At 61.5% G+C, this 22663-nt stretch carries 19 protein-coding genes, 4 tRNA genes and 1 riboswitch; of the genes, 9 read left to right on the top strand and 14 right to left on the bottom strand.

The annotated features are described in order from the left end of the window. The first annotated feature begins 46 nt into the window (after positions 1-46). Positions 47-3325: an EAL domain-containing protein gene (locus tag JMV15_RS10565; protein WP_201491430.1), complete on the top strand. Its 3279-nt coding sequence runs from the start codon at positions 47-49 to the stop codon at positions 3323-3325. A 9-nt stretch (positions 3326-3334) separates the two neighbouring features. Here JMV15_RS10565 and JMV15_RS10560 read toward each other — a convergent pair whose 3' ends face one another. From JMV15_RS10560 to uvrB, 10 genes are all read right to left on the bottom strand, one after another. Beyond that, complete coding sequence (locus tag JMV15_RS10560; protein WP_014719164.1) at positions 3335-4294, bottom strand: tRNA dihydrouridine synthase; 960 nt, start codon at positions 4292-4294, stop codon at positions 3335-3337. Positions 4295-4349: 55 nt separating this feature from the next. Continuing rightward, positions 4350-4784 (bottom strand): acyl-CoA thioesterase, encoded by a 435-nt coding sequence (locus JMV15_RS10555; protein ID WP_019820857.1) that lies wholly within the window; start codon positions 4782-4784, stop codon positions 4350-4352. A 38-nt stretch (positions 4785-4822) separates the two neighbouring features. Further along, positions 4823-5656, bottom strand: a complete 834-nt coding sequence (locus tag JMV15_RS10550) for an alpha/beta hydrolase (protein WP_019820855.1) — start codon at positions 5654-5656, stop codon at positions 4823-4825. Between the two features lie 15 nt (positions 5657-5671). Further along, entirely contained in the window at positions 5672-6211 is a 540-nt protein-coding gene (locus tag JMV15_RS10545; protein ID WP_014719166.1) for a TetR/AcrR family transcriptional regulator, read from the bottom strand. Between the two features lie 185 nt (positions 6212-6396). Then, positions 6397-6472, bottom strand: a tRNA-Glu gene (locus JMV15_RS10540). Positions 6473-6553: 81 nt separating this feature from the next. After that, a tRNA-Ala gene (locus JMV15_RS10535) sits at positions 6554-6629 on the bottom strand. 50 nt (positions 6630-6679) lie between these two features. Next, positions 6680-6755 (bottom strand) — tRNA-Glu (locus tag JMV15_RS10530). A 79-nt stretch (positions 6756-6834) separates the two neighbouring features. Further along, positions 6835-6910, bottom strand: a tRNA-Ala gene (locus JMV15_RS10525). 147 nt (positions 6911-7057) lie between these two features. Beyond that, positions 7058-8539 (bottom strand): glutamate--tRNA ligase, encoded by a 1482-nt coding sequence (gene gltX / locus JMV15_RS10520; RefSeq protein ID WP_038450886.1) that lies wholly within the window; start codon positions 8537-8539, stop codon positions 7058-7060. A gap of 184 nt (positions 8540-8723) precedes the next feature. Continuing rightward, the gene (gene uvrB, locus JMV15_RS10515) at positions 8724-10739 is read right to left on the bottom strand and encodes an excinuclease ABC subunit UvrB (RefSeq protein WP_003192575.1); all 2016 of its coding nucleotides are present in this window, start codon (positions 10737-10739) and stop codon (positions 8724-8726) included. A 343-nt stretch (positions 10740-11082) separates the two neighbouring features. Between uvrB and JMV15_RS10510 the strand changes: the two genes are divergently transcribed. Both JMV15_RS10510 and JMV15_RS10505 read left to right on the top strand, forming a co-directional pair. Next, positions 11083-12279, top strand: a complete 1197-nt coding sequence (locus JMV15_RS10510) for an amino acid aminotransferase (protein WP_020302103.1) — start codon at positions 11083-11085, stop codon at positions 12277-12279. Positions 12280-12385: 106 nt separating this feature from the next. Continuing rightward, entirely contained in the window at positions 12386-12595 is a 210-nt protein-coding gene (locus JMV15_RS10505; RefSeq protein ID WP_005789784.1) for a hypothetical protein, read from the top strand. Between the two features lie 106 nt (positions 12596-12701). Here the strand turns inward: JMV15_RS10505 and ptrR are convergent, their stop codons facing one another. Next, complete coding sequence (gene ptrR / locus JMV15_RS10500) at positions 12702-13574, bottom strand: putrescine utilization regulator PtrR (RefSeq protein ID WP_019820847.1); 873 nt, start codon at positions 13572-13574, stop codon at positions 12702-12704. A 254-nt stretch (positions 13575-13828) separates the two neighbouring features. On the opposite strand from ptrR, the gene JMV15_RS10495 reads away from it, so the two are divergent. Beyond that, positions 13829-15223, top strand: coding sequence for an aldehyde dehydrogenase family protein (locus JMV15_RS10495; protein ID WP_038450889.1), 1395 nt, complete (start codon positions 13829-13831; stop codon positions 15221-15223). A gap of 11 nt (positions 15224-15234) precedes the next feature. Here JMV15_RS10495 and JMV15_RS10490 read toward each other — a convergent pair whose 3' ends face one another. Next, positions 15235-15636: a winged helix-turn-helix transcriptional regulator gene (locus tag JMV15_RS10490; RefSeq protein WP_038450891.1), complete on the bottom strand. Its 402-nt coding sequence runs from the start codon at positions 15634-15636 to the stop codon at positions 15235-15237. Positions 15637-15735: 99 nt separating this feature from the next. Here JMV15_RS10490 and JMV15_RS10485 point away from each other — a divergent pair, with 99 nt between their 5' ends. Next, positions 15736-16857, top strand: a complete 1122-nt coding sequence (locus JMV15_RS10485; protein ID WP_038450893.1) for an NADH:flavin oxidoreductase — start codon at positions 15736-15738, stop codon at positions 16855-16857. Between the two features lie 14 nt (positions 16858-16871). Here JMV15_RS10485 and JMV15_RS10480 read toward each other — a convergent pair whose 3' ends face one another. After that, positions 16872-17177, bottom strand: coding sequence for a protealysin inhibitor emfourin (locus JMV15_RS10480; RefSeq protein WP_003192587.1), 306 nt, complete (start codon positions 17175-17177; stop codon positions 16872-16874). Positions 17178-17206: 29 nt separating this feature from the next. Further along, complete coding sequence (locus tag JMV15_RS10475; RefSeq protein ID WP_014719172.1) at positions 17207-18268, bottom strand: M4 family metallopeptidase; 1062 nt, start codon at positions 18266-18268, stop codon at positions 17207-17209. A gap of 136 nt (positions 18269-18404) precedes the next feature. Between JMV15_RS10475 and JMV15_RS10470 the strand changes: the two genes are divergently transcribed. The 4 genes from JMV15_RS10470 (at position 18405) to JMV15_RS10455 (ending at position 22533) form a co-directional block, all read left to right on the top strand. Beyond that, positions 18405-19334, top strand: a complete 930-nt coding sequence (locus tag JMV15_RS10470; protein ID WP_038450895.1) for a DNA/RNA non-specific endonuclease — start codon at positions 18405-18407, stop codon at positions 19332-19334. A gap of 118 nt (positions 19335-19452) precedes the next feature. Beyond that, positions 19453-19645, top strand: a riboswitch (cobalamin riboswitch). Between the two features lie 115 nt (positions 19646-19760). Next, entirely contained in the window at positions 19761-20771 is a 1011-nt protein-coding gene (locus JMV15_RS10465) for an ABC transporter substrate-binding protein (RefSeq protein WP_038450897.1), read from the top strand. Next, positions 20768-21772: a FecCD family ABC transporter permease gene (locus tag JMV15_RS10460; RefSeq protein ID WP_014719175.1), complete on the top strand. Its 1005-nt coding sequence runs from the start codon at positions 20768-20770 to the stop codon at positions 21770-21772. Before JMV15_RS10465 ends, JMV15_RS10460 begins: the two co-directional genes overlap by 4 nt. Beyond that, positions 21769-22533 (top strand): ABC transporter ATP-binding protein, encoded by a 765-nt coding sequence (locus JMV15_RS10455; protein ID WP_038450899.1) that lies wholly within the window; start codon positions 21769-21771, stop codon positions 22531-22533. The genes JMV15_RS10460 and JMV15_RS10455 overlap by 4 nt, the downstream gene beginning before the upstream one ends. The last annotated feature ends 130 nt before the right edge of the window (positions 22534-22663 follow it).

Here is a 22663-nt window from a genome sequence, read left to right as displayed (position 1 = left end):
TGGGTCAAACCGCGCGGTTTTCTCAATGAGCCAAGGCCCTTTGATAATGCGCAACCCCCTTGACCCGATTCCACCCCTGCCCCGCATCTACGCCCTGGACCCTCAAGCGGCGGAACAAAGCTGGGACAGTGCCCCGCAGCTGCTGGCGGCCCTCAATGCCGCGCGGCTGGGTGCCTGGTGCTGGGAAATCGACACAGGAAGAATCAGTTGGTCACGGGGCACCCAGGCGCTATTCGGCTTTGACCCGCGCCAGCCTCTGCCCAAGGACCTGGACTACCTCGACCTGCTGGCCCCGCAAGACAGCGCGCGGGTGGTGCGCGGCTTTCATGCGGTGCTCGCCGGAGAGCCTTTCGACCGCGCCATGCACCACCGTATCCAATGGCCCGATGGCAGCCTGCACTGGCTGGAAATCAGCGGCAACCTGGCCCCCGACAAAGCCGGACGGCGACGCATGATCGGGGTGATCCGCGAGATCACCCACCAACGCGACCGTGAACACGCCCTCAGCCATTCGGAAAAGCGCTTCGCCACACTCTTCCACCTGTGCCCGAACATGGTGCTGCTGACGCGCCAGGCCGACGGCTTGATCAGCGAAGCCAACCAGTATTTCGAGATGCTGTTCGGCTGGCCAGTGGCCGATGCCATCGGCCGCACCACCCTGGAACTGGGCCTGTGGCGCCATCCGGAACAGCGGGCGCTGCTGGTCAAGGCCACCCAGCGCAAAGGCGAACCCATCACCATGGAAGTGCAGTTCTGCGCCAGCAACGGCCAGATCCATGACGGCACCCTCAGCGCACAAAAGGTCGAACTGGACGGCGAGGCGTACCTGATCAGCACGTTCCTGGACACCACCGAACGTAAAAACGCCGAGCAAGCACTCAAGGACAGCCAGGAGCGCCTGGACCTGGCTCTGGATTCCGCGCAACTGGGCACCTGGGATTGGCACATCCCCAGCGGCATGCTCTACGGCTCGGCGCGTGCCGCCCAGTTGCACGGACTGGAACCCGCGCCGTTCCATGAATCCTTCGATGCGTTTTTTGAGGGCATGTCCGATGAAGACCGCGAGGGTATGCGCCATGCGTACCGCAGTTTGCGCGAAGGCCCGGACGGCAACTATCAGTTGACCTACCGCGTGCAAATGGAAGACGGCAGCCCGCGTTACCTGGAGAGCCGCGCACGCCTGTATCGCGATGAGTCAGGCAAGCCCCTGCGCATGGCCGGCACCTTGCTGGATATCACCGACCAGGTCGAGCGCGAGCAACGGCTGACCGCCTCGGAGGAAAAGTTCGCCAGCCTGTTCCAGGCCAGCCCCGACCCGATCTGCGTCACCTGCCTGGACAGCGGCGCGTTCATCGAGATCAACCCGGCGTTTACCCAGACGTTTGGCTTTACAGCCGCCGAAGTACTCGACAAAAGCGCCGAACAAATCGGCCTGTGGGACGACTCCAGCAAGCGCCTGCAACGCATCGAGCAGGTGATTCGCGAGCAGGCCCTGAGCAATGTGGCCATCGTGGTGCATCACAAGGACGGCCAAAGCCTGACTTGCATGATTTCCAGCCGTTTAATCAAGGTCAGCGACCAGCCGTGCATCGTCACCACGCTGCGCGATATTACCCAACAGCAACGCTCGGAAGCCGCACTCAAGGCCAGTGAAGAGAAGTTCGCCAAGGCGTTCCACTCCAGCCCCGATGCGATTTCCATCACCGAGCGCGACACCGGCCGCTATGTGGAGGTCAACGATGGCTTTTGCCGCCTGACCGGTTACCGCACCGAAGAGGCCATCGGCCTGACCCTGTACCAGATCGGCATCTGGGCCGACGAAAACCAACGCGCCGCACTGTTGGCCGAGTTGCAGATCAAGGGGCGCATTCACCACCTGGAAATGCTCTGGCGCAACAAGCGTGGCGAGGTACTGGCGGTGGAGGTCTCGGTGGAGCCGATCACCTTGAATGAAACCCCCTGCCTGCTGCTGACCGCACGGGATGTGAGCCTATTGAAGAACGCCCAGGCACAAATCCGGCACCTGGCCTATCACGACCCGCTGACCAACCTGCCGAACCGCGCACTGCTGATGGACCGCCTGAGCCAGCAGATCGCCCTGCTCAAGCGCCACAACCTGCGCGGCGCCCTGCTGTTTCTGGACTTGGACCACTTCAAGCACATCAACGACTCCCTCGGCCACCCCGTTGGCGATACCGTGTTGAAAATCGTCACCGCGCGCCTGGAAGCCAGCGTGCGCATGGAGGACACCGTGGCGCGCTTGGGCGGCGATGAGTTTGTGGTATTGCTCAGCGGCCTGGAGGGCACCCGCCAGACGGTCAGCAGCCAAGTGCAAGCGCTGGCCGATACCCTGCGCGAATTGCTCTCGGAGCCGATGTTTCTCGACGGTCATCGGCTGCAGGTCACACCCAGCATCGGCGTGGCACTGATCCCCGACCACGGCACCACACCCGCCGATTTGCTCAAGCGCGCCGACATCGCCCTGTACCGCGCCAAGGACTCCGGGCGCAACACCACGCAGATGTTCCACAACAGCATGCAAAGAACCGCTAGCGAACGCCTGCGCATGGTGACTGACTTGCGCCTGGCCTTGTCACGCGGCGAATTCAGCGTGCATTACCAGCCCCAGGTGGATGCGCGCGGCAACCGGATAGTCGGCGCCGAGGCCCTGGTGCGCTGGCAGCACCCACAATTGGGCGCGCAGTCACCGGCGGAATTTATCAAGGTATTGGAAGACAGCGGACTGATCCTGGAGGTCGGCACCTGGATTCTCGATGAAGCCTGCGGCGCCTTTGCCCAGTTGATTGCCGATGGCCTGGTAGACCCGCTCAATTTCAGCCTGTGCGTGAATATCAGCCCCCGGCAGTTTCGCCAGAACGACTTTGTGGAACGGGTGGAGCACAGCCTCAAGCAACACGGCCTGCCGTTCAGCCTGCTGAAACTGGAAATCACCGAAGGCATCGTGATCCAGAACCTGGACGATACCGTGGTGAAGATGCGTCGCCTGAAAAAACTCGGCGTGAGCTTTGCAATGGATGATTTCGGCACCGGCTACTCATCCTTGACCTACCTCAAGCGCTTGCCGGTGGATGCGCTGAAGATCGATCAGTCGTTCGTGCGCGATGCGACCCACGACCCCAATGATGCAGAAATCATCCGCGCCATTGTGGCCATGGCGCGCAGCCTGAACCTGGAAGTCATCGCCGAGGGGGTGGAAACCCTGGAGCAACTGGCGTTCCTGCAAAAGCTCGGCTGCCATTTATTCCAGGGCTATTTGCACAGCCGACCGTTGCCGATCGAGGGGTTCAGGCAACTGCTGGAGTAAGGCTGCCGGTTAAACGGCTGTTGGATGCGGCATACCCAGCAGGCGGCTGACTTGGTTCAAGTCCGTCTCCCGGCGTAGGGCCGTGAACAACTCCACCGCTTGCGGGTAGTTGCGCGTGAGCATCGCCAGCCACTGTTTCAAGCGGCCGGGCGCCTGCTTCTCCGTCAGTTGCGCCACCGACTGACGCCAGAACTCCTGAAGCATCGGCTGCATCTGCGCCCAGGTCATCTCGACCACCTCTTCGCCGGCCTTGGCCGCCACAATCTGCCGCGCCAGATCGGGCCGCGCCACCAGGCCACGGCCCAGCATGATGTCTTCGGCGCCGCTGATTTCGCGGCAGCGTTTCCAGTCTTCGACGCTCCAGATATCGCCATTGGCAAACACCGGCACCTTGACCACGTCCTGCACCCGCGGGATCCACTCCCAATGAGCCGGCGGCTTGTAGCCATCGGCCTTGGTGCGTGCATGCACCACGATATGCGCAGCGCCGCCCTCGGCCAGGGCCGTGGCGCACACCAGCGCGCCATCCGGGCTGTCGAAGCCCAGGCGCATCTTGGCGGTCACGGGAATATGGGCGGGTACGGCGCGGCGCACGTGCTCGACGATCTGGTTGAGCAGCTCCGGCTCCTTGAGCAGCACCGCGCCACCTCGGGATTTATTCACGGTCTTGGCCGGACACCCGAAGTTCAGGTCGATCACTTCAGAGCCCAATTCACAGGCCAGGGCGGCATTTTCCGCCAGGCACACTGGGTCGGAACCGAGCAACTGCACCCGCAACGGCACACCCGCCGCCGTGTGGGCACCGTGCAGCAGTTCAGGCGCGAGCTTGTGGAAATAGGCAGGCGTGAGCAGGCGGTCGTTGACCCGGATGAACTCGGTCACGCACCAGTCGATACCGCCCACGTGGGTCAACACGTCCCGCAGGATGTTGTCGACCAACCCCTCCATGGGCGCCAAAGCAATTTGCATGGAAAACACTCAACAAAAATCGTGGCGCAGTTTACTGGGTTTCCCGCGGCAACCGTTAACCCCCTGTCAGGGCGGGGCCGTAACCTTCAATAAACTCGGCGGGCATGCGCTTGGGCTTGCCGCTGGACAACTCAATACATACGAAGGTTGTTTGCGCGCGCAGCAGGGTCGCGCCGTCACGGGGGCGTACCAGTTGGAAACGGCGGGTCATCTTCAGGCGCTGGTCCCAGTCGACGATCCAGGTGGCCAGTTGTAACTCATCGCCCTCATAGCCTGCCGCCAGGTAGTCGATCTCATGGCGTACCACGGCCATGGCGCGGTCGAGGCGGCGGTATTCGGTGAGGTCCAGCCCCAGGCGCTGGGAATGGCGCCAGGCACAACGCTCCAGCCATGAGACGTACACCGCATTATTGGCGTGCCCCAGGCCGTCGATGTCCTCAGCCGCAACCTGCAGATCGATGATGAACGGCGTTACCAAATCCCAGCCCATGCCTTGCTCCAGTCGATTGATGTCGGCGGGGCAGTGTATCAGGCGATCTGGCGCTCCTGTAGACGGCAGCCGGCCAATAGGGCGAGCACAGCATCGATGACCTGCGGGTCGGCGAGCACTTTCTGGTGGCCGCCCTGCTCCAGGCGCAGCAGGCGGCTGTCGAACCAGGCTTCGTGAATGGCTTGAGCCGCCCTGACCGGAACAAAGGTGTCGTCTTCGGCGTGGACGATCAGGCCGGGAATGTTCAGTTGGTAGTGGGCCACGTCCAAATGCTTGAGCGCCATGCCCATGCTCAACTCCACCTCTTGGATAAAGGCTGAGCGCGCCCGTGGCGGCAAGCCGACCATGCGGGTGAACCCGCGTAGCACATCCAGAAAGCGCGACGGTGCGGCAATGCTGACCAATGCCTGCGTACGCAACCCCAACTGCACCGCCAACATCGCACTGGCGCCGCCCATGGAATGGCCGACCACCGCATACAGCGGCGGCAGCTCGGCCGCCGCCTCAAGCATGGCGCGGGCAAACAGCAGTACATGGGCTTCACGCCCTGGCGACCGGCCGTGAGCGGGACCGTCCAGGGCAATTACCGAATAGCCGTTGTCGACCAACGCCGTGATCAAGCTAGCGAACTGGGTGGGCCGGCCTTCCCAGCCATGCATCAGCAGCACCGCCGGGCCATGCCCCCATCGCAACGCCGACAGGCCGAAACGCAGGGTGATGCGCTCCGACTGGGCCAACAGCGGCAACTCCCAGTCACGCGGCGGCAGATCGCGCGGGGTCATGAAGGTGCGACGCATCTTGCTGGCGACCGCATGCGGCGCAAGGCGCCCCACCGTGCCATTGAAACCACGAACCCAGGTCAATGCGCCCATCTCGCGTCCCCTTTTTCAGCGTACCGCCGACTTGGCCGCACGTATCACCCGATCCGATAACTCGCCCGGCCCCAGCGCCCGCGCCAGGGTCAGCCCCCCGACCATCAAGGCCATGTCCGCCAGGGCTTTGTCGATCTCTTCAGGGCTGCCGGCCAGTTGCGCCGCCATCAACTCGACGTGCTCGTTCAAGACCTCGCGAAAAGCATCCGGCAAGCGCCCCATCTCCCCCACCGTCGCGGGCAACGGGCAGGCCTGGGTCGTGGAGTCGCGGTGCTTGCGTGACAGATAAAACGCGGCGACCAGCGTGCGGCGCTCTTCGCCGGTCAGCTGGTCATCCAAGTCATCGATGGAGGCGCGGCGCTGCGCCAACAACTGGTTGAACGCTTCCAGCATCAGTGCGTCTTTGCTTTCAAAATGCGCGTAGAAGCCTCCTACCGTCAGCCCAGCCGCCCCCATCACTTCGCCCACACTGGGCTCAGCCGGGCCACGCTGGATCAACGCCGCGCTGGCAGCCTGCAAAATACGTTCGCGGGTTTGCGCTTTTTTATCGCTCATCGAAGCCTCCGTCTCTCATGGGGTTTAATATTATTACCATAATAATATTTGGCAAGCGACAAGCACGACCGCCGGTCAGAACAGAAAAATGGGTAATAAAGGAGGGAATTGGCCAAACGCCAGACAAACAAAAGGGCCATTCAATAATTGAATGACCCTTAAAAATCCCGCAGAGCGGGTAATCGTGGCGTCCCCTAGGGGACTCGAACCCCTGTTACCGCCGTGAAAGGGCGGTGTCCTAGGCCACTAGACGAAGGGGACACAAACCTTCTATACAACTGATCAGCGCTGAGAACTGATCGATTCAAGGACGGTGTGGCCGGAACCTTGAACCTGTAAAATTGGTGGAGCTAAACGGGATCGAACCGTTGACCTCTTGCATGCCATGCAAGCGCTCTCCCAGCTGAGCTATAGCCCCGGATTTTTCGTCTCGCGACGCAGCAGACCTTTCGAGCTGCTTGTTGAAACTGGCGTCCCCTAGGGGACTCGAACCCCTGTTACCGCCGTGAAAGGGCGGTGTCCTAGGCCACTAGACGAAGGGGACAAAACCTTCTGTACATCTGATCAGAGCTGAGACCTGATCAATTCAAGGACGGTGTGGCCGGAACCTTGAACCTGTAAATTGGTGGAGCTAAACGGGATCGAACCGTTGACCTCTTGCATGCCATGCAAGCGCTCTCCCAGCTGAGCTATAGCCCCTCATCGGTGAGGACGGGGCGAATCTTAATGGCGGTTTGGAAACGTGTCAAATTTATTTTCAACAATTTCCAAAATTTTTTGCCGGGATAACAATCACTTACCGACGAAACCCCGAAAAACCGGGGTTTCGTGCCCTAAGCGGCCTGCTTAAACGATAGCGCCCAGTAGCTTTTCCCATTCCTTGTTTTCTTTCTTCGATACACCCCCAAGCAAATCAAGGGCTTGGCGTAGACGGAAACGAGTCAAGTCCGGGCCGAGAATTTCCATCGCATCAAGCACCGACACCGAACTGGCCTGCCCGGTGATTGCGGCAAACATCAGCGGCATGGCATCGCGCAGTTTCAGCTCCAGGGATTCCACCACCGCCTGGATGGTCGCGGTGATCGCATCCTTCTCCCACTGACGCAGGCTTTCAAGCTTCCACAGGATCAACTGCATCAGCTGGCGAATTTGGTCACCGGAAAGCTTCTTGGACTCGAACAGCTTGGGATCGGGATTCACGCCACCGGCAAAGAAGAAACTGGCCAAGGGTGCGACCTGGCTGAACGTCTCTACCCTGCCCTGCACCAACGGCGCAATTTTCATCATGTACTCGGGGTTCAATGCCCACTGCTGCACACGGGAGGCAAACTCCTCCACGGGCAAGTCACGCAGCCACTGACCATTGAGCCACGACAGCTTCTCGATATCGAAGATCGGCCCACCGAGGGAGACGCGGGACAGGTCGAAGTTGTCGACCATTTCCTGCAGCGAGAACTTCTCGCGCTCGTCCGGCATAGACCAGCCCATGCGACCCAGGTAGTTGAGCATCGCCTCAGGCATAAAGCCCATGCGCTCGTAGAACGTCACCGACGTCGGGTTCTTACGCTTGGACAGCTTGCTCTTGTCCGGGTTACGCAGCAGCGGCATGTAGCACAGCTGCGGTTGCTCCCAGCCGAAATATTCGTACAGCAGGATCAGTTTCGGCGCCGATGGCAGCCACTCTTCGCCGCGCAGCACATGGGTGATGCCCATCAGATGGTCATCGACCACGTTGGCCAGGAAGTACGTCGGCAAGCCGTCGGTCTTCATCAGCACCTGCATGTCCATGCGGTCCCACGGGATTTCGACGTCACCGCGCAGCATGTCCGGCACCACGCATACGCCTTCGCTTGGCACTTTCATACGAATGACGTGAGGCTCACCGGCGGCCAGGCGCGCAGCCACTTCTTCCTTGGACAACAGCAGCGCACGGCCATCGTAGCGCGGGGTTTCGCCACGGGCCTGTTGCTCGGCGCGCATCTGGTCCAGTTCTTCGGCGGTGCAGAAGCACGGGAAGGCATGGCCCATATCGACCAGTTGCTGGGTGTACTGCTTGTAGATGTCGCTGCGCTCGCTCTGGCGATACGGGCCATGCGGGCCGCCGACATCCGGACCTTCAGCCCAGGTAATGCCCAACCAGCGCAGGGCATCGAAAATCTGCTGTTCGGACTCACGGGTGGAGCGCAGTTGATCGGTGTCTTCGATCCGCAGGATGAACTCACCGCCATGCTGCTTGGCAAAGCAGTAGTTGAACAGGGCGATGTAAGCAGTACCGACGTGGGGATCCCCAGTAGGCGATGGCGCAATGCGCGTGCGGACGGTGGTCATGGCAGGTCTCGAATGGGCGATATAACTGAAAATTGAAACAAGGGGCGAATGGTAACAGCCTGGGTGATTTCTGGAAAACCGAGGCGCGGCCATCGCAGGCAAGCCAGCTCCCACATTGACCGTGTTCACAGATCAATGTGGGAGCCGGGCTTGGTCGCGATGAAGCCAGCCCAATCTACGCAAATCAAACAGCCAACAGACGCTCACGCAACTTGCCAATCTCATCACGCGTCTGCGCCGCCGCTTCAAACTCCAGATCCCGCGCCAGCTGGTACATTTTTTCTTCCAACTGCCGAATCCGCTTGGTGATCTCACTCGGCGAGCGCAGTTCGTTCTCGTACTTGGCACTTTCCTCGGCAGCCTTGGCCATGCCCTTGCGCTTCTTGCTGCGCGAGCCTGGCACGGTGGCGCCTTCCATGATGTCGGCAACGTCCTTGAACACGCCCTTGGGGGTGATGCCGTGTTCCAGGTTGAACGCGATCTGCTTGTCGCGACGACGCTGGGTCTCGCCAATCGCACGCTCCATGGAACCGGTGATGCGGTCCGCATACAGGATCGCCCGCCCATTGAGGTTACGCGCCGCTCGGCCGATGGTCTGGATCAGCGAGCGTTCGGAGCGCAGGAAGCCCTCCTTGTCCGCATCCAGGATCGCCACCAGCGACACTTCCGGCATGTCCAGGCCTTCGCGCAGCAGGTTGATCCCCACCAGCACATCAAAGGTGCCCAGGCGCAGGTCGCGGATGATTTCCACGCGTTCCACAGTGTCGATGTCCGAGTGCAGGTAACGCACGCGCACGCCGTGGTCGGCCAGGTAATCAGTCAAGTCTTCGGACATGCGCTTGGTCAGAGTGGTGACCAGCACCCGCTCTTCCAGGGCCACGCGCTTGTTGATTTCCGAGAGCAAGTCGTCGACCTGGGTCAGCGCGGGGCGGATTTCGATTTCCGGGTCCACCAGGCCAGTGGGACGTACCAGTTGCTCGATGACGCGGCCCGCGTGCTCGGCTTCATAGTTGCCGGGCGTAGCGGAGACGAAGATGGTCTGCGGGCTGATGGCTTCCCACTCGTCAAAGCGCATCGGCCGGTTGTCCAGCGCCGACGGCAGGCGGAAACCGTATTCCACCAGGGTTTCCTTGCGCGAACGGTCGCCCTTATACATGGCGCCCACCTGCGGCACGCTGACGTGGGATTCGTCGATCACCAGCAAGGCGTCCGGCGGCAGGTAGTCATAGAGCGTCGGTGGCGGCGCCCCGGAGTCACGGCCCGACAGGTAACGCGAGTAGTTTTCGATGCCGTTGCAGTAACCCAGTTCCAGGATCATCTCCAGGTCGAAGCGAGTGCGCTGCTCCAGGCGCTGGGCTTCCACCAGCTTATTGTTGGAGCGCAAGTATTCCAGGCGCTCGGCCAGCTCGACCTTGATGCCCTCGATGGCGCCCATCAAGGTTTCGCGTGGGGTCACGTAATGGCTTTTGGGGTAGAAGGTGAAGCGTGGCAGCTTGCGGATCACTTCACCGGTCAACGGGTCGAAGGCTGACAGGCTTTCGACCTCATCATCGAACAGCTCGATGCGAATCGCTTCCAGGTCGGATTCCGCCGGGTAGATGTCGATCACATCGCCGCGCACCCGGAAGGTGGCGCGGGCAAAATCCATGTCGTTACGGGTGTACTGCAGGCTCGCCAGGCGCCGCAGCAATTCGCGCTGGTCGAGTTTGTCACCACGGTCGACGTGCAGCACCATCTTCAGATAGGTTTCCGGGCTGCCCAAGCCGTAGATGCACGACACCGTGGTGACGATGATCGCGTCTTTGCGCTCCAGCAGTGCCTTGGTGGCCGACAGGCGCATCTGCTCGATGTGGTCGTTGATCGACGCATCCTTCTCGATAAAGGTATCGGACGACGGCACATAGGCTTCGGGCTGGTAGTAGTCGTAGTAGGAAACGAAATACTCCACCGCGTTGTTCGGGAAGAACGCCTTGAACTCGCCATAGAGCTGCGCCGCCAGGGTTTTGTTCGGCGCCAGCACCAGGGTCGGGCGGTTGGTCTGGGCGATCACGTTGGCGATGCTGAAGGTCTTGCCGGACCCGGTCACCCCAAGCAGCGTCTGGTGCGCCAGGCCGGCTTCAATGCCTTCGACCATCTGACGAATGGCTTCCGGTTGATCGCCGGCGGGTTCAAAACGGGTAACGAGCTGGAAATCCGACATAACGTACCTCGTGAAGTCACCCCAGACTCGACACCGCCAGGGACGAAATAGCTCAGCAACCCGCGAATAATCATCGCAGGTTGCAGGAAAAAACCATGATAGCTGTAGAAGTGGTGTCAAATGTGACGGGTTTCAAGGCCGTCGTCCTACACGACCTTGCTCGCCAATGTTGCAATAAGACTAACGGTCAGCAAATAAACCGAAAAACATGGCCGAAAAGCCGTTTCCGTTGTCGCTCTCAGCCGTGATGGCCTCTATACTAGCTCCCCGTTTGTGCACCGCTCTAGTGCATTCGGCTGGAGCGCGACACGTCCCTCCTACCCCCCATAGAGCTGCCGCAAAAATGAGCCTGTTCTCCGCTGTCGAAATGGCACCACGCGATCCAATCCTGGGCCTCAACGAAGCATTCAACGCCGACACACGGACCACCAAGGTGAACCTTGGCGTGGGCGTTTACTGCAACGAGGAGGGGAAGATTCCACTCTTGCGTGCCGTTGCCGAAGCGGAAGCTATTCGTGTGGCGCAACATGCCGCCCGTGGCTACTTGCCAATCGACGGCATCGTGGCGTACGACCAGGCCGTGCAAAAGCTGCTGTTTGGCGCTGAGTCGCCGCTGTTGAGCGCCGGCCGTGTGATTACCGCCCAGGCCGTGGGCGGCACAGGCGCGCTGAAAATCGGCGCCGACTTCCTCAAGCAATTGCTGCCCAACGCCGTCGTCGCCATCAGCGACCCAAGCTGGGAAAACCACCAGGCGCTGTTTGAAAAAGCCGGTTTCCCGGTGCAGACCTACCGCTACTACGACGCCGCCACCCACGACGTGAACCGTGCCGGCCTGCTCGAAGACCTCAACGCCCTGCCGCCACAGTCCATCGTGGTGCTGCACGCCTGCTGCCATAACCCGACCGGCGTCGACCTCAGCCCGGCCGACTGGCAAAACGTGCTGGACGTGGTCAAGGCCAAGAACCTGGTGCCGTTCCTCGACATGGCCTACCAGGGCTTCGGCGACGGCATCCACGAAGACGCCGCCGCGGTGCGCTTGTTCGCGGAATCAGGCTTGACCTTCTTTGTGTCCAGCTCGTTCTCCAAATCGTTCTCGCTGTATGGCGAACGCGTAGGCGCGCTGTCGATCGTCAGCGACTCCAAAGAAGAAAGCGCGCGCATCCTGTCCCAGGTCAAGCGTGTGATTCGCACCAACTACTCCAACCCGCCGACCCACGGCGCAGCCATCGTCGCCGCGGTACTCAACAATCCGGAACTGCGTGCCCAGTGGGAAGCCGAACTGGCCGAGATGCGCCTGCGCATCCGCGGTATGCGCGAGCAGATGGTCGCCGAACTGGCCAAGGCCGCGCCAGGTCACGACTTCAGCTTCGTTGGCCGCCAGCGCGGGATGTTCTCCTACTCCGGTTTGAGCGTTGAGCAAGTCACCCGTCTGCGCAGCGAGTTTGGTATCTACGCACTGGATACCGGCCGTATCTGCGTAGCGGCGCTGAACCAATCGAACATTGGTGCCGTGACCAAGGCGATTGTCGAGGTGCTGTAAGCAAGCCGGCAAACGTAAGACGAAGGGGGAAGCCACTGGCTTCCCCCTTTTTATTGGCGAACACACTAGACTGAACGCCGACTGCCTCTTTGCTGCGAGAACCCTAATGAGAAACGATGACCTGGACCTGCGCGCCGACCGCGACGAACTGCACGACTACGCCCCACGCGCACCGCAAGCCAAGCGCCAGAAGAGCCTGGTGTTGCAGGTTGCGCTGGGAGTATTCCTCGGTGGGTTGGCGTTATGGCTGGTACAACTGGGCGCGACGGCAATCATGGCCAAACTGGCCATGGGCACCCTGCAGTTCGGCGGCTGATGTACGACACCTGTGGGAGCTGGCTTGCCTGCGATAGAGGCGGTTCAGTTAAAGATTCATTAACTGACACACCGCTATCGCAGGCAAGCCAGTTCCCACATTTGATCTAGGATGCTGGCAGATTGCGTTCTTCCAGCAGTTTTACGAAGCTGTTCAAGCTTTGTGACACCGTGCCCCGCCGCCAGATCAGCCAGGTATTCAAGATACGGAATGTGTCGGGCAGCGGCCACACACTCACCGCCGCACACCCCGGCATACTCTCCAGCATGCTGCGTGGCATCAGCGCCAGCCCGGCCCCGGCGCTGACACAGGCCAACATGCCGTGGTACGACTCGATCTCGAAGATCCTGCCCGGCACCGCGCCATCCTGTGAGAACCAGCGTTCGAAGTGATGCCGGTAAGAGCAGTTGGAGCGAAACGTATAGATGTTCTCGCCATTCACATCCTGGCCGCGGGTGATCGGCGCGTGATGCAGTGGCGCAATCACCACCATCTCTTCCTCGAACACCGCCACACCCTCTAGCGTGGAATGCAGCACCGGCCCATCGACAAAGGCCGCCGTCAGCCGGCCCGACAGCACACCTTCGATCATGGTGCCCGAGGGACCCGTGCTCAGGTCTAGCTCGACCTTGGTGTATTGCTGGTTATACGCCGCCAGTAACGCAGGTATACGCACGGCCGCCGTGCTCTCCAGCGAGCCCAGGGCAAAGGCGCCTTGGGGCTCCTCCCCCGCCACCGTCGCACGGGCTTCTTGCACAAGGTCGAGAATGCGCCGCGTATAGCCAAGGAAATTCCACCCGGCCGGCGACAGGCGCAAGCGGCTTTTCTCGCGGATAAACAACTCCACGCCCAGGTCCTGCTCCAGTTGTTTGATGCGCGTGGTGAGGTTCGATGGCACGCGATGAATCAACTGCGCGGCGGCGCTGATGCTGCCTTGCTCGGCAACGGCCTTGAAGATTTCCAGTTGCACAAGATCCAAATCATTCTCCAATCATGTACATGATCGTTCCCACGCTCTGCGGGGGAACGCTGCCTCGGACGCTCCGCGTCCGATCGTTGGCTCACAGCTCGTTGACGCGGAGCGTCAAAGGATGCATTCCCACGCAGAGCGTGGGGACGAGCTTAGGCCAAACATTCTCGTAATGAGAATATATTGCTTAATATTATTCAGTTTCCAGAAAACATACAGCCCCGTACGCTGGCCCCATTCCACTCATTCAGCCGGACGGTGCCATGAACAATGCTATCTCCCACCAGACCCACGCCCTGTCGATCAACCCCGCCAACGGCGAAACAGTCCGCAGCTACCCCTATGAAAGCGCAGAACAGCTGAACGCCGCCCTCGCCCGCTCGACCGATGCCTTCCGCACCTGGCGCCGCACGCCTGTGAGCCAGCGCGCCGAATACCTGCTGGCCCTGGCTGCCGCCCTGCGTGAGCAAGCTGAAGACATGGCGCAAATGATCACCCTTGAAATGGGCAAACCCATCGCCCAGGCCCGTGCCGAAATCGAAAAGTGCGCGCAACTGAGCGAATGGTACGCCGCCCACGGCCCGGCCATGCTCGCCCCGGAGCCCACCCTGGTGGACAACGGCAGCGCCCGGATCGAATACCGCCCACTGGGCCCGATCCTCGCGGTAATGCCGTGGAACTTCCCGGTATGGCAAGTGCTGCGCGGCGCGGTGCCGACCCTGCTTGCCGGCAACACCTACGTGCTCAAACATGCGCCCAACGTAATGGGCAGCGCCTACCTGATCCAGCAAGCGTTGCGCAAAGCCGGTTTTGCCGAAGGCGTGTTTGAAGTCATCAACGTAACCCAGGACGGCGTGTCCACCGCCATCGCCGACCCACGCATCGCCGCCGTGACGCTCACCGGCAGCGTGCGCGCCGGCATCGCCATCGGCTCACAGGCCGGGGCCGCGTTGAAGAAATGCGTGCTGGAACTGGGCGGCTCCGACCCCTTTATCGTGCTCAACGACGCTGACCTCGACGCCGCCGTACAAGCCGCCGTCATCGGCCGCTTCCAGAACAGCGGCCAAGTCTGCGCCGCCGCCAAGCGCTTGATCATCGAAGCGGGCGTGGTTGAAGCCTTCACCGCCAAATTCCTCGAAGCCAGCCGCGCTCTGGTAATGGGGGAACCCACCTCGACCGCCACCTATATCGGCCCTATGGCGCGTTTTGATCTGCGTGACGAACTGCACGGCCAGGTCCAGGCGACCCTGGAAGAAGGCGCCACGCTGCTGTTGGGTGGCCATAAAGTCGCGGGCGCGGGCAATTACTACGAACCGACCGTACTGGCCGACGTTACCGACCAAATGACGTCGTTCAAACAGGAACTGTTCGGCCCCGTGGCCTCGATCATCACCGCCCGCGACGCCGAGCACGCCGTGGCGCTGGCCAATGACAGCGAGTTTGGCCTGACCGCGAGCATCTTCACCAGCGACTCGGCAAAGGCGCGGGCTATTGCCGATCAGTTGGAAACCGGCGGGGTCTTTGTCAACGCGTTCAGCGTCTCAGACCCGCGGGTGGCGTTTGGCGGCGTGAAGAAAAGCGGGTTCGGCCGCGAGCTGTCGCACTTCGGCGTGCGCGAGTTCTGCAATGCGCAGACGGTGTGGCTGGATCGCAAGTAAAGCTGCAACGGCTAGGCATCGTCGGTGCGCGCATCGAACGCCGCCTGCGCCTGCAGCACCGCTTCCGAATGGCTGAGCGTCCAGGCGTAAAGCGCCTTAAACGGCTCTTCCAGCGTCCCCCCCAGCGGCGTAATGCTGTACTCCACCGCCACCTGCGAAGACGCGATGACCCGGCGCGCCAGAATGCCACTGCGCTCAAGACGGCGCAGGCTCTGGGTCAGAGCTTTTTGCGTGATGCCGTCCAGGCGACGCCTGATTTCATTGAAGCGCAACGGTTTTTCGCACAAAGAGCCCAGTATCAGCACCGACCACTTGTCGGTGATCTGATCAAGCAATAATCGGCTGGAGCAATCGGCTTTGAATACCTTGGGCACGGTACCGTCTTGAGTCAGCGCCGGGTCATGATCGAGCATGTGGTTTCCTCTGGGATACCTGATAGCTTTAAAGTGCCTAATTGATATTAGGTATACACAATATACTATCAAGACTCATTTCAAATGGAGTCTCTGGCAATGAGTGTTACGAATCTGGATGCTTTGTTTCAGCCATTTGCGCTGAAATCCCTGGCCCTGAAAAATCGCATCGTCATGGCACCCATGACCCGTTCGTTTTCCCCCACCGGTGTACCAGAAGAAAACGTCGCCGCCTATTATCGCCGACGTGCCGAACACGACGTCGGGCTGATTCTCTCAGAAGGCACCGCCATTGATCGCCCCGGCGCACGTAACGACCCCGGCGTCCCGCTGTTCCATGGAGACCAGGCATTGGCGGGCTGGAAACAGGTCATCGACGGCGTGCATGCGGCAGGCGGCAAAATGGGGCCGCAAATCTGGCATGTCGGATCGGTGGGCAATCCCTTCAACGATTGGGCGCCCGAGACAGGTATCGAAGGCCCTTCCGGCCTCGCCGCACCCAGTACGCCACGCGGTGACGCGATGAGTGATGAAGCCATCGCCGATACGATTGCGGCTTACGCCAAGGCGGCTGCCGACTCCAAACGGTTAGGGTTTGATACCGTTGAAATACACGGTGCACACGGTTACTTACTCGATCAGTTCTTCTGGGAAGGCACCAATCAGCGTCCCGACCAGTTCAATGGCGCATCCATCAAGGAGCGCTCGCGTTTCGCCGCAGAGGTGGTCAAGGCGATACGTGCAGCAGTAGGCCCGGCGTTCCCCGTGATATTGCGGGTGAGCCAGTGGAAGCAGCAGGATTACAGCGCGCGCCTGGTGACCACGCCGAACGCCATGTCGGACTGGCTGGTGCCGTTGGTGGAAGCGGGTGTCGATATCCTGCATTGCTCACAACGGCGTTTCTGGGAAGCCGAATTTCCCGAACTGGATGGCGAGCAGGGGCTGAACTTCGCCGGCTGGGCCAAGAAACTCACCGACGCGGCGACCATCAGCGTGGGCTCGGTCGGCCTGTCCGGGGACTTTCTTGCCGCCTTCGGAGGCGAAAGCTCTCAACCCGCCAGCCTGGATAATCTAGTGCACAGGCTTGAACGCGAAGAATTTGACCTCATCGCCGTTGGCCGCGCATTACTGAGCGACCCACAGTGGGCCAGCAAAATTCGCACGGGAGAGACCTCCAGCCTGAAAGCCTTCAGCCCATCGGATCTTGCTGAGCTCATCTAGCCAATAGGCCCAAGTCAGCCCCGACTATGCCGTCGCACGCACTGCACCAACCCGTCCAGTGCCGGGGGATTCACCGGCGCGAGCACACAGACCGTGTGCTCGCGCTTGCCTTCCGCAACTGTCAGGGTGTAATGCACCCGGCCTGGGTTGCCAGGCTCGGGATCGGTGCTTTGCGGCAACTGGAAAAAACCCGACGCTTCAATCAGTTGCCGCAACTCCTGCTGATCAGGCTCGGGCAGCGCGTCCAACTCTACCGTGCGCGGCTTGGCCAACCCCGGAAAAAACGCCGGTCCGCCGCTTTCCTTGATTGAAATTCGCATGGTTTTTCCTCGCCGCTCAGGCGGCTTTGTCAAACGTTTATGCCCACCGCTTTCCAGCCTTCCTTGACTGCCTTCTGCTCAGCTTTGTTCACACCATAAAGCTGGCCGGCAATATCGTGCGTGATACGTGCAAAACGCAAAAACCCGGAATTGGGCCGCAACCGCGAATCGCGCAGTGCGTCATACCAGATACGCCCGGCACGCTCCCAGGCGAACCCGCCAATCCGGGTGGCCACCTGATAGAACGCGTGGTTGGGAATGCCAGAATTGATATGCACGCCACCATTGTCCTCGTAAGTGTGCACAAAATCATCCATGTGCCCAGGCTGCGGGTCTTTGCCCAGCAGCTTGTCATCAAACGCAGTGCCTGGCGCCTTCATCGAGCGCAGCGCCGTGCCCTTGATCTTTTTGGTAAACAGCCCCTTGCCGATCAACCAGTCGGCGTCCTCGGCCTTTTGCTTCAGCGCGTACTGCTTGATCAGCGAACCAAACACATCCGACAGCGACTCGTTCAGCGCACCGGATTGATTAAAATACATCAGCTTGGCTTCATCCTCGGTCACGCCATGGGCCAACTCATGGCCAATGACGTCGAGTGCCACGGTGAAGCGGTTGAACAGCTGCTGGTCGCCATCGCCGAACACCATCTGGGTCGAATTCCAGAACGCATTGTTGTAGTCCTGGCCGAAGTGCACCGTGGCGTCCAGCGCCATGCCCGCATCGTCGATGGAGTTGCGGTCGAAGACCTGGTCGAAAAAATCGAAGGTTGCGCCCAGGCCGTCATAGGCTTCGTCTACTGCGGCATCGCCACTGGCGGGCTGCCCTTCGCCGCGAATCAGCTTGCCGGGCAGGCTGTCGGTGTTTTCGGCACTGTAGATCGAGCGTTGCTTCTCGGCGCCCACGGCCAGTGCCATGCGGGCCGGGCCCTTGGCGGGTACCGCGACCATACGCAACGAGCGGAACGTGCTGTCTTTGGCGCGCGTGCGTAATGCGACCTCCCGTTGGGCTTTGTCCCCGTGGCGGGCGATCTGGTCGAGCATGTACGGCGGGATCAGGCAAAAAATCGGGTTGCGCAGTTGGCGAACACACATGAGCTGGCTCCTTTTTGGCGTGTGATGAACGTCCGGGTAACGGTTTTCAGGATAGTCCTGAGTTCGCCACCTGGGCCAAATTGTCATGAGTTTGTGTTTCAGTGGTGTTTATCCGAGGCCCATAAGGAACATGCCCATGCCTGCCCGCACAGCTAACATTGACCTTTCCCATCGCCCAAGGCTCGCCGACCTGCGCCCATTGATCGCAGCCAGCCCCAGCCTGCTGGAAGCCAGAGCCGCGACGCCGCGTGTCACAGCAGCCAAGGACCTCACAAACCGCGCGGGCTATGCCGACGACTTCCTCAGCGACTTCGTGGTGCCATGGCCCACGGTTGACCAGCCACTGGCAGGCGACGTGCAACCCAAGCGTCTGGACTACACGCATTTCTCCATCACCCTGTCGCGCTCTCGACGACTGGCGCTGTACGTGGGGGTGAATATCGACGGCGCCAAGCATGTAGACATCACCCGCAGCAACGACACCTGGGCCTACGATGGTCGCCTACCCCTGGAGGCGCAGGTAGGTGAAGAGCTCTATGCCGGCAATGGCCTGGACCGCGGCCACCTGGTACGGCGCCAGGATCCCAATTGGGGCGACGAGGCGAACACCGCCAACTTCGACACCTTTCACTTCACCAACTGCTCGCCACAGATGAGCGGCTTCAACCAGAAGACCTGGCTGGAACTCGAAGACTACATCCTCGACAACACCCAGCGCTGGAAAGCCCGGGCCACGGTATTTACCGGACCAGTGTTCGCCGATGACGACCGACTTTACCGTGGCGTGAAAATCCCCAAGGCGTTCTGGAAAGTGGTGGCCTACCTCAGCGACGAGGGCAAGCCGTCCGCCAGCGCCTACATGATCGACCAAAGCCGCGAGCTGGGCCAACTCGACCTGGTATTCGGCCCGCTGCGAACCTACCAGCGCAGTGTGATTGCGATCGAACAATTGACAGGCATCCGCTTCGCCAACCTGGCCGACTACGACGGCTTCAGCAACGAAGAGCGCGCCACAGGCACCCGGATCGAAGCGCTGATCCGCGGCCCCCAGGATATTCGGCTCTGACGCTTCTTTTGTAGCAGCGAGCTTGCTCGCGAAGACCAGGAAAGCGCCGCGGGGCATCAGGTGCCCAGCGTTATCGTTGACGACCTTCGCGAGCAAGCTCGCTCCTACAGGGATGATCGCTTACCATACGGCCGCCGGTTCCCGTATGGGACTAACAGGGAATTCGAAACGCCGCACGCGGCGTGAACCGAAACTGCCCCCGCAACTGTAGATGCCGAGCCTGCCCTTGAATGCCACTGGACCACGTCCGGGAAGGCGGGGCATGGCGACGACGCATCAGTCAGGAGACCTGCCGGCCCAGCTAATTCACTAACCGGCGGGGTGTCCGGGAAGGACATCCTGGCCCTGCGTATCAGCAGCGCCCATGGGCGTATTTCCGAGCCGTACCTCCCCTGCTGCACCTACGGTTCACAAGGAGATCGCCTCATGCTGCCACGCGTTACCGCCCTGATCGCAGGTTTGAGTGTGTGTGCCCTGGCGCAAGCCGCGCCCACTCAGTACCCGCTGACCCTGCAAAACTGCGGCAGCACCCTGACCTTCCAGCACGCCCCCGCCCGCAGCGTGACCATCGGCCAGGCCGCCACCGAGATGCTCTACGCCCTGGGTGTGGGCGACAAGGTGGTCGGCACTTCGCTGTGGTTCAACAACGTGGCGGCGCAGTACAAGGCCCAGGACGATCACATCGAGCGCCTGGCCAACAACGAGCCCAGCTTTGAAGCCGTACTCGCCAAGCGCCCGCAACTGGTGGCCGCCGAGCTGGAATGGGTGGTGGGCCCCCAAGGCGTGGTCGGCACCCGTGAGCAGTTTCATGAACTGAAGATCCCCACCTACCTGTTGCCGTCCGACTGCGAAGGCAAGGACAACCTGGTGGGCGCCGATGGCACGCGATTGGAGCCCTTTCGCATCGAGACGATCTACCAGAGCCTCCAGCAACTGGCGCAGATTTTCGACGTGCAGGATCGCGGCCAACAACTAACCGACGAACTCAAGGCGCGCCTGGCCAAATCCGTCGCCACGGCCCAAGGCAAGGGCTTGCAGCAAGCCAGTGCACTGGTGTGGTTCTCCAGCGCCGAAATGGCCAGCGACCCTTACGTAGCCGGCCACAAAGGCGTGCCGCAATTCATGCTGCAAGCCCTTGGCCTGCGTAACGTGGTGCAGTCCGATGAGGAGTGGCCCGCCGTCGGCTGGGAAACCATCGCCAAGGCCAATCCCACCTTCCTGGTGATCGCACGCATGGATCGCCGTCGCTACCCGGCCGACGACCATGAAAAGAAACTCGCCTTCCTGCGCAGCGACCCCGTGACCCGCAACATGGACGCGGTGAAGAACAACCGCATCATCATCCTCGACGCTCTGGCCTTGCAGGCGAGCCTGCGCACCTTCGAGGGCCTTGAACAACTGGCGGCCGCCATTGACGGCTACCACCTGGGCCAATGATGCGCACCCTACTCGCCCTGGCGTTGCTGCTGCTCGCCCTGCTCGCTGGCGTCGCCATCGGTGAAACCGCTATCGAACCGCAGGTGGTGCTGCAGGTGCTCGCCAATAAACTCTGGGGCGCCGGCTACGTACTGGACCCCATCGACGAAGGCGTGGTGTGGAACTACCGCCTCACCCGTGCATTGGTGGCCGCAGCTTGCGGCGCAGGGTTGGCAACGTGCGGGGTGATCCTGCAATCGCTGCTGCGTAACCCGCTGGCCGACCCGTACCTGCTGGGCATCAGCGCCGGCGCGTCAACCGGCGCGGTGCTCGTGGCCTTGATCGGCGTGGGCGGTGGCCTGGTGTCGTTGTCGGCGGGCGCGTTTGTGGGGGCGATGGCGGCCTTTGCGCTGGTGACGCTGCTGGCGCGGGCCAGCGGATCGTCCAGCGGTACCGGGCAGATCATCCTCGCGGGCATCGCCGGTTCACAGTTGTTCAATGCCCTGACCGCGTTCCTGATCACCAAGTCGGCCAGCTCCGAACAAGCCCGCGGCATTATGTTCTGGCTGCTGGGCAACCTCAGCGGCGTACGCTGGCCGTCGGTGTGGTTGGCGGTGCCGGTGGCGGTCGTGGGGCTCGCGGTGTGCCTGTGGCACCGGCGGGCACTGGATGCGTTCACCTTCGGCAGCGACTCGGCGGCCTCCCTCGGCATCCCGGTGCGCCGCGTGCAATTTGTGCTGGTGGCCTGCGCCGCGCTGGTGACGGCGGTGATGGTGTCCATCGTCGGCTCCATCGGGTTTGTCGGCTTGGTAATTCCCCATGCGGTGCGCCTGTTGCTTGGCACCGGGCATTCGCGCTTGCTACCGGCCAGCGCCTTGGGGGGCGCGCTGTTTCTGATCGCTGCAGACGTGCTGTCACGCACCCTGATCAAGGGCCAAGTGATTCCCGTTGGGGTGGTCACGGCACTGGTGGGCGCGCCGGTGTTTGCGTTGATTTTGATTGGCCGGAGGAACGCCCGATGAGCGTGCTCAGTTGCAGCGGCCTGGGTTTCAAGGTGCGTGAGGCCCAGTTACTGGACGGTATCGACCTGGACGTGCAGGCGGGCGAAACCCTGGGCATCGTCGGGCCGAACGGTTCGGGCAAGTCCACCCTGCTCAAATTACTCGCCGGTTTGCGCCCGCCGGCCAGCGGTGAAGTGCGCCTGGGCGGCAAGCGGGTCGGTGAGTTGTCACGCCGCACCATCGCGCAACAGCTGGCGGTGGTGGAGCAACAGGCCGACACCGACGACGCCATCCGCGTGTTCGACGCCGTGGCGCTAGGCCGCACGCCCTGGCTGTCGGCGCTGAGCCCGTGGTCGCGTGAAGACGACGCCATCGTGCACCAGGCGCTGCACGACGTAGACGCCACCCACCTGAGCCAACGCGCCTGGCGCAGCCTCTCTGGCGGCGAACGCCAACGCGTGCACATCGCCCGCGCCCTGGCGCAACGGCCGCAGATTTTATTGCTGGATGAGCCGACCAATCACCTGGATATCCAGCATCAACTGGCGATCCTCAAAGGTGTGCAAGGCTTGCCGGTGACCACCTTGATTGCGCTGCATGATCTGAATCAGGCATTGACCTGTGATCGCCTGGCCGTGCTGGATCGCGGGCGGCTGGTGGCGCTGGGTACGCCGCTTGAGGTGCTGACGCCGCAGCGTTTGCAGGAGACATTCGGAGTGCAGGGGCATTACCTGACGGACCCGTTCGACGGCGCGCAAATCCTGCGCCTGCGCTCCAACTGAATCCGTACGTTGGGGCAGCTTGCTCTGGTGACGGTCTGACGGCCAACTGTGGTCCAAATGTGGGAGGGGCTTGCCCCCGATGAGGGAGTGTCAGCAAATACATCGGTGATTGGCCCACCGCTATCGGGGG

Origin of the sequence: Pseudomonas paracarnis (assembly GCF_904063055.1) — a bacterium.
GTDB classification, from domain to species: Bacteria; Pseudomonadota; Gammaproteobacteria; order Pseudomonadales; family Pseudomonadaceae; genus Aquipseudomonas; species Aquipseudomonas paracarnis.
This window is presented reverse-complemented; position numbering and strand designations above follow the sequence as displayed.

Coding starts and splice junctions, on each gene's coding strand:
- JMV15_RS10565 (WP_201491430.1), top strand. CDS start 47: ATGCGCAACCCCCTTGACCCGATTCCACCCCTGCCCCGCATCTACGCC.
- JMV15_RS10560 (WP_014719164.1), bottom strand. CDS start 4,294: ATGCAAATTGCTTTGGCGCCCATGGAGGGGTTGGTCGACAACATCCTG.
- JMV15_RS10555 (WP_019820857.1), bottom strand. CDS start 4,784: ATGGGCTGGGATTTGGTAACGCCGTTCATCATCGATCTGCAGGTTGCG.
- JMV15_RS10550 (WP_019820855.1), bottom strand. CDS start 5,656: ATGGGCGCATTGACCTGGGTTCGTGGTTTCAATGGCACGGTGGGGCGC.
- JMV15_RS10545 (WP_014719166.1), bottom strand. CDS start 6,211: ATGAGCGATAAAAAAGCGCAAACCCGCGAACGTATTTTGCAGGCTGCC.
- gltX (WP_038450886.1), bottom strand. CDS start 8,539: ATGACCACCGTCCGCACGCGCATTGCGCCATCGCCTACTGGGGATCCC.
- uvrB (WP_003192575.1), bottom strand. CDS start 10,739: ATGTCGGATTTCCAGCTCGTTACCCGTTTTGAACCCGCCGGCGATCAA.
- JMV15_RS10510 (WP_020302103.1), top strand. CDS start 11,083: ATGAGCCTGTTCTCCGCTGTCGAAATGGCACCACGCGATCCAATCCTG.
- JMV15_RS10505 (WP_005789784.1), top strand. CDS start 12,386: ATGAGAAACGATGACCTGGACCTGCGCGCCGACCGCGACGAACTGCAC.
- JMV15_RS10495 (WP_038450889.1), top strand. CDS start 13,829: ATGAACAATGCTATCTCCCACCAGACCCACGCCCTGTCGATCAACCCC.
- JMV15_RS10490 (WP_038450891.1), bottom strand. CDS start 15,636: ATGCTCGATCATGACCCGGCGCTGACTCAAGACGGTACCGTGCCCAAG.
- JMV15_RS10485 (WP_038450893.1), top strand. CDS start 15,736: ATGAGTGTTACGAATCTGGATGCTTTGTTTCAGCCATTTGCGCTGAAA.
- JMV15_RS10480 (WP_003192587.1), bottom strand. CDS start 17,177: ATGCGAATTTCAATCAAGGAAAGCGGCGGACCGGCGTTTTTTCCGGGG.
- JMV15_RS10475 (WP_014719172.1), bottom strand. CDS start 18,268: ATGTGTGTTCGCCAACTGCGCAACCCGATTTTTTGCCTGATCCCGCCG.
- JMV15_RS10470 (WP_038450895.1), top strand. CDS start 18,405: ATGCCTGCCCGCACAGCTAACATTGACCTTTCCCATCGCCCAAGGCTC.
- JMV15_RS10465 (WP_038450897.1), top strand. CDS start 19,761: ATGCTGCCACGCGTTACCGCCCTGATCGCAGGTTTGAGTGTGTGTGCC.
- JMV15_RS10460 (WP_014719175.1), top strand. CDS start 20,768: ATGATGCGCACCCTACTCGCCCTGGCGTTGCTGCTGCTCGCCCTGCTC.
- JMV15_RS10455 (WP_038450899.1), top strand. CDS start 21,769: ATGAGCGTGCTCAGTTGCAGCGGCCTGGGTTTCAAGGTGCGTGAGGCC.